Raw genomic sequence first — 6,728 nt, forward strand, 5'->3', positions numbered from 1 at the left:
CCGCCAAAACTTTCAGAATTTAGATGTATTCTTTGCCAGTTCCATAAGAGGAATTGGATACCCACTCTTTCGCCAGAGGGAATCCAAAGTATTCTACGAATGTAGTCGGGATACCCTTTTCATCGTAGCTATTGATTCGATCGCTTCGGTCACGGGCTTTTCGGCAATAGCTCTAGCTTGGACCCAACGAGGGATATCAAAGATTAATTTTCCGCCCTAGCGGGTCGGTTCAGTATTAGATAAACAGGACAAAAAACTGGGTTTAAGGCCCAAAGCCATTCGCTTTTGCCAGCATAAATTTTGTCAAAAACCCTTCTTGTCTTCCCTCTACTGTCCCGACACCCTAGAACATCAAGTTTCGTTTTTTCTATAGCTACATAGGAAGCGGTCATCGGTCGTACTGGGCTTTTGATGCCACGAGCGAACCCAGTAAACGTAGAGACTCCACTAAAAGTCTGAAGTTGGTGATAGCTCATAGCCAAGTTTTGAGGAAATTGAATGCCGAAGCAAATTATTATCGCAGAGCAGTATAGAATTGCTGCTGTTTTTTCTGAAGATCAGATTCAGGAACTCGTCGTCGCCACCGGAACGCATCAAGTCAGTGATATCTATCTTGGAGTAGTGGAAAATGTCCTACCGGGGATAGATGCAGCATTTGTCAACATCGGCGATCCGGACCGCAATGGATTTATTCACGTTACTGACCTTGGACCTTTACGCTTAAAACGCTCCTCCGGAGCCATCACGGAACTGTTGTCACCCCAACAAAAAGTTCTGGTCCAGGTGATGAAGGAACCGACGGGAAATAAGGGACCCCGCCTGACTGGGAATATTACTCTTCCCGGTCGTTATCTGGTCCTGATGCCGTTTGGTCGTGGGGTGAACCTCTCTCGCCGCATCCGCACGGAAGCAGAACGGAATCGACTCCGAGCCTTAGCTATTTTAATTAAGCCTGCCGGGATGGGACTGTTAGTCCGCACGGAAGCTGAAGGGGTCGGGGAAGAGGCGATTTTAGAAGATTTAGAGTTTCTCCAAAAACAGTGGGAGGATGTGCAACGAGAAGCGGCGACAATTCGCCCTCCGGCACTGTTGAATCGAGATGATGATTTTATTCAGCGTGTGCTTCGGGATATGTACAGCGCTGATGTGAATCGGATTGTGGTTGATGCCAGCACTGGGGTGAAGCGCGTCAAGCAACAGTTGATGAGTTGGAATGAGGGGAAAACGCCTCCGGGGGTGTTGATTGATGAACACCGCGAGCGCACTCCGATTTTGGAATATTTCCGGGTGAATGCGGCGATTCGTGAAGCGCTGAAACCGAGGGTAGATTTACCGTCCGGGGGTTACATTATTATTGAGCCGACGGAAGCGCTGACGGTGATCGATGTTAACTCGGGTTCATTTACGCGATCGGCGACTTCCCGGGAAACGGTGTTATGGACCAACTGTGAAGCGGCAACGGAAATCGCCCGTCAATTGCGGTTACGGAATATCGCTGGGGTGATTATTGTCGATTTTATTGATATGGACTCCCGTCGGGATCAGTTGCAGGTTCTGGAGCATTTCAATAAGGCCCTGAAAGCGGATAAAAATAGACCGCAAATTGCTCAACTCTCGGAGTTGGGGTTGGTTGAACTGACCCGCAAGCGCCAAGGTCAGAATGTGTATGAATTGTTTAGTCGCTCTTGTCCGACTTGTGGAGGGTCAGGACATCATGTGCATCTACCAGGAGAAGGGGATAGTCCGATTGAACCGAGTCAGCCGATTCTCCCCGATGTGAGCGATCGCCTAGTAGTCCCCTCCCCCGTTAAGGATAAGGAAACTCGCGTCCTAGAACCCACCGTCCGCGATATCCCCGATTATGAGCCCACCACGGAAGTCTCGGACTTGGATCTGCTCAATCATCCCAGCTATCAAGAATTGGGTCCAGGAGGCCCCCGCCGTCGCCGTCGTCGCCGCTTAGATGGGGGTGAAGGGGAAGCAGCCGAGGAAACAGCGGTAAAAACGCCTGCTGCGGTTCGCAGTACCTCGCCGATCCTACCGGGGAGTCGGGAACCGAAACCGGAATGGACGGAACCGGAACCTTATGTGGCTGCTCCTGCGTATGCGCTGACGAATGAGCGAGATATGCGATCGTCGAAGGAGGATCGTCCCGATCGCTTAGAACGGGGTCGCCGTTTCCGCGATTATGACAAGGGGAACGAACCGGCAGAGGTGATTCATGTCGAAATGACCCCGGAAGAGCAAGATGTCTATGCACTCATGGGAATTTCTCCGTTGTTGCTCCGGGAAGAGGAGGTGAAACTTTCCAAATCAGCCGTCATCTCGGTGACGGAACCGGGAGAGTCGGTTTCTTCTTTCTCGGAACAGGGTTTTAACCATGAAGAATCCCTTGCAGAGGCGGATGTAGAGGATGATTCTCCCGAGGAGGACTCTCCCGAGGAGAATTTTGCTCCAGTTCATCATGGGGATGCGAATGCAGATTCTGATGATGATGATGAGGACATCTCCGCATCCGATGAGGAAGACAATGAGGATAATTCGGCTGGAGTCGTCATTCGTCGTCGCCGTCGTCGTTCTTCTGCTGCCGAAGGTTAGTAAAGAGACCTAACCCCCCAGCCCCCTTCCCTAAGAGGGAAGGGGGAGAAAGAGGTAAATTCCCTCCTCCAAGCAATAGAAAAATTGGTTTATTCTCCCTTTAGGAGAGGGCCACCGGAGAGGTCAGACTGGTTTTTAGGCAACATTGAGATGCTCCTCAAAATTGTCCTTGGAGAGTCCATCCACTTCTCCAAGGACAATCTTTTTGTTTAAATTTTGTTTGAATCTGAATCATTGTTTACCCCCAATAAAATCGTGCCGTTAAATGTGCCGCAACAACTTAGTCTCTGGGATGTTTCAGATAACAGCAAAAATTCCCAGAAAACGTCCCCAAATGACAGAATTGCTGGAGTAGATGAGGTGGGACGGGGTTGTTTATTTGGTCCGGTGGTTGCAGGGGCGGTTATTTTGTCCGATGAGGCGGCTGTACTGTTGAAGGCAGCCGGGGTAACGGATAGTAAGAAGTTGTCCCATAACCAACGCTGTCGGTTAGCAAAACTGATTCGGGAGGAGGCAGTCGCCTGTGCAATTGGCATGGCATCAGTCCAAGAAATCGATCGCCTGAATATTTTACAAGCCTCATTATTAGCGATGAAACGGTCCGTTAATAAACTGCAAGTTAAACCGGAGTTTTGTTTAATTGACGGTAATCAGGGCATTCCTAATTTAGGAATTCCCCAACAAACGATGATTAAAGGAGATAGCAATTCGTTGGTGATTGCTGCTGCCAGTATTCTGGCAAAAGTCTGGCGCGATGATTTAATTGTGCGCTTGGCAAAGAAATATCCGGAGTATGATTTGACAAGTAATAAAGGATATGGTACGGCGAAACATACTCAGGCTTTGCAACAGTATGGGGTATCGCGGCAACATAGGCGATCGTTTGCACCTTGTCGGGTATAGCAGTTCCTGGACTCCTTCCCGATTGCGATGGATACCTGATGAGTCCAGAACCCTTGATAATCTTTGTATAATTGAGCGTTAATCAGACGGGGAAGGAGCAATTGTAGGCCCTTCGACAAGCTCAGGAGGCACTGCCCACATTAAATAAGGTGGGCAGTGCCCACCCTACAACTCTCACCCTTCAATATTGAGACATGATGGGAACCGAATTGCCGGTCAATCCCCAAAAATTACTCCCCCGATGGAATCCCTACCAATTCGCCAGTTCCTTCAACAACTTCACCGATTTGATAGGCTGAAATTTTCTGAGATTCAAACCATTGAATTGTTTTTTCGGCTTGATTGGCTGGCACAACGACTACATAACCGATGCCCATATTAAAGGTATTAAACATTTCGGGCAACGTTACATTCCCGACTTCAGCTAACCAGGTGAAAATGGGCAGAATCGGCCAACTGTTGGGGTCAATTTGGATGGATAATCCTTCCGGTAAACAACGGGGGAGATTTTCTGGTAATCCACCTCCGGTAATATGCGCCATGCCGTGAATTTCTATTCCGGCTTTTCGGGCGGCTAATACGGGTTTAACGTAGAGTTGGGTGGGGGTGAGCAAGACTTCGCCAACGGATGCGGGGAGGGGTTCCGGTTTGTCCTGCCAATCGATGTCGCAGTCACTCACAATCTTTCTAACTAAACTAAATCCATTACTATGCACTCCAGAACTCGCCAGCCCGATCGCCACATCTCCCACTTGGATTTGCTGACCCGTGAGCAGTTCGCTTTTTTCCACGACTCCCACACAAAACCCCGCTAAATCATATTCTCCCGGTTGATAAAATCCGGGCATTTCTGCGGTTTCTCCCCCTAACAGCGCACAACCGGATTGTTTACATCCGTCGGTAATTCCCTGGACTACATTCGCCAGTTGTTCTTGATTCAGTTTTCCCGTGGCTAAATAATCTAAAAAGAACAAAGGTTCGGCACCGGATGTTAGAACATCATTCACACACATTGCTACTAAGTCAATGCCAACGGTATCGTGGCGATCGAGCAACATGGCGAGTTTGAGTTTCGTTCCCACTCCATCGGTCCCAGAGACGAGGATGGGTTGCCGATATCCGGTGGGTAACTCGAAATAACCGCTAAATCCACCAATCCCACCGAGGACTTCCGGTCGATGGGTCCCTGTAACCATATTCCGAATTTTTTGGACAAAGGCTCGACCCGCCTCAACATCCACGCCTGCTTCTCGATAATCCATGTATCAACCCATCTGAACGGCTATTTCCACCTTGGCTATTTTACAGGGGAGGTAGGACCAATGGATCGTGGGAGGCACGATGTTTTTACCCAAATCCGGTTGTCAAAGTCTATCAAAACCCACAGGCTGAAGCCTGGGGCTATACGGACAAAGCCCGCCTGCGCGGGCTAAAAGCGACAACCTACTTTGAACAACCGGATTTGCTATTAGGGAACTCCAAAAAATAAAACCTTCAAAAAACCCGCAGGCTCAAGCATGGAGGCTCACAGGACAAAGCGGTGCCTGCGCGGGCTAAAAGAGCCTTGTTAGGTGCGATCGCATCAAAGCAAGGATGATTTATTTGTTGGAATCCCCTTACTCTTCAGCCTGCGGAGGCAGGCTTCGTCCGTATAGCCCCAGGCTTCAGCCTGGGGGTTTTTGCGTGGCAATTGAACACATCGCAAATTTTGCCCTGTGAATGTAAAGTTTTGATAAAGTATTCTTTCTCGCCGATAAATCCAAAATCGTGATTCTATCTCGGTTTAAGTAGGATAGCCCCAGTTTGGCAATTGTAAAGTTTTAATAAGGTTACACTGTTTTAATCGCCCATACCGATCCCGAAGCCCAAACCTTCGTGATACTCTGTTGCAGTTCAACACACCAAACCGAAAACGTATCGACTATGAGATAGGGTTGCTCAAGCCCCAAGGAAGGGGCTGCATTGGGTCTATCCCAGGGCCTAACCCCACTCATGATTGTTCTTTATCAGTTCCTCACAGCAAAATATATGAAGCAAAGATTTTGGTGGACAACGGTTGTGCTGCTCACGACCGCCTGCGGGACAACCTCAACCAGTCATGCTGAACCGAATAGACCCGTTAATTTGAACTCGGATCCAGACCAAATCCAGGTCAGTCCTTGGTCCGAAGTCATCACCAAGATTCAACCCCATGAAATCACGGGGAAACCCGCAGCAACCCTCTATGTCCGCAATATTCCCGTCTTGACCTTTATCGAGTCTGGGGACATGAGTGGGGATTCCAATGCGGAGACTGAGATGGGGTCCGCAGGAACGGGACTGAAGGCAACGGGATTGAAGGGGTTAAGCAATCTGGAATCCAAAGCGATCGCCCAGAGTCCGATTCAGGCCCAGAATCCCAGGGATCCCGTATCGAGAGCAGAGGCGATCGCCGCCAGCTTGAATCAACTGAGAAACAGTCCCGCCACACCAGAAATTACCCTCGAATGGAATGGGGAATTGGACGAAGAAGGATACTCCATCCGTGACGAATATCTGATCAAAGTTAATGGCATGGACCTGGTGGCGATCGACGAGGAAACCCGCCTACCAGACACCACCAACGACTTAGCACAAGATGCGATTCAGGCCACCAACCGACTTCGCCGCCTGATTGCCAGCGCACCGGCGATCGCTGAAATTGCCAATCGCCCCCAACCCAGACCAGAACCGGAACCGCCAACGCTACAAGCTGTCACCCCGGAATATCTTCAATACCAAATCAACGGGATGGCCTCTTGGTATGGCCCAGGATTTCATGGTCGAATGAGTGCCAGTGGAGAAATCTTTGACGAAAATGCCTTAACTGCGGCCCATCTGTATTTACCCTTTGGGACCCAAGTCCGGGTCACCAATCTGGATAACGGGAGCTCGGTGGTCGTCAGAATTAACGATCGCGGACCTTATACCGGAGGACGCATTATCGACGTTTCCGCCGCAGCAGCCCGGAATCTGGGCATGATCAACAGTGGTGTTGCACAGGTGCGGCTGGAGATTTTAGGGTCATCCGCCACCTCATATGCCGAGTGATTGGAGGTTGGTATTATAGAGGCTAGAAACCGGGTTTCTGCCTAGATTGTGGTTAAGTGACAGAAATTTTTGAAAGAAACCCGGTTTCTGAGTCTGGTAGGAGGCTAGAAACCGGGTTTCTGCCTAGATTGTGGTTAAGTGACAGAAATTTTTGAAAG

Annotated in this window: 4 protein-coding genes; 3 read left to right on the forward strand and 1 reads right to left on the reverse strand. The window is 49.5% G+C overall.

What is annotated here, in order from left to right:
* The first annotated feature begins 498 nt into the window (after window positions 1-498).
* Both NG833_RS12065 and NG833_RS12070 read left to right on the forward strand, forming a co-directional pair.
* On the forward strand, window positions 499-2,598 hold the full coding sequence (locus tag NG833_RS12065; protein ID WP_254565533.1) for an Rne/Rng family ribonuclease: 2,100 nt from the start codon (window positions 499-501) through the stop codon (window positions 2,596-2,598).
* 216 nt (window positions 2,599-2,814) lie between these two features.
* Window positions 2,815-3,501 (forward strand): ribonuclease HII, encoded by a 687-nt coding sequence (locus tag NG833_RS12070; RefSeq protein ID WP_256555930.1) that lies wholly within the window; start codon window positions 2,815-2,817, stop codon window positions 3,499-3,501.
* 230 nt (window positions 3,502-3,731) lie between these two features.
* On the opposite strand, the gene purM is transcribed toward NG833_RS12070, so the two are convergent.
* On the reverse strand, window positions 3,732-4,763 hold the full coding sequence (gene purM / locus NG833_RS12075) for a phosphoribosylformylglycinamidine cyclo-ligase (RefSeq protein ID WP_254565534.1): 1,032 nt from the start codon (window positions 4,761-4,763) through the stop codon (window positions 3,732-3,734).
* Between the two features lie 766 nt (window positions 4,764-5,529).
* On the opposite strand from purM, the gene NG833_RS12080 reads away from it, so the two are divergent.
* The gene (locus NG833_RS12080; RefSeq protein ID WP_254565535.1) at window positions 5,530-6,570 is read left to right on the forward strand and encodes a septal ring lytic transglycosylase RlpA family protein; all 1,041 of its coding nucleotides are present in this window, start codon (window positions 5,530-5,532) and stop codon (window positions 6,568-6,570) included.
* Window positions 6,571-6,728 lie beyond the last annotated feature (158 nt).

The organism is Oscillatoria sp. HE19RPO (assembly GCF_024220515.1).
Taxonomy (GTDB): Bacteria; Cyanobacteriota; Cyanobacteriia; order Cyanobacteriales; family Laspinemataceae; genus Laspinema.

Coding starts and splice junctions, on each gene's coding strand:
- NG833_RS12065 (WP_254565533.1), top strand. CDS start 499: ATGCCGAAGCAAATTATTATCGCAGAGCAGTATAGAATTGCTGCTGTT.
- purM (WP_254565534.1), bottom strand. CDS start 4,763: ATGGATTATCGAGAAGCAGGCGTGGATGTTGAGGCGGGTCGAGCCTTT.
- NG833_RS12080 (WP_254565535.1), top strand. CDS start 5,530: ATGAAGCAAAGATTTTGGTGGACAACGGTTGTGCTGCTCACGACCGCC.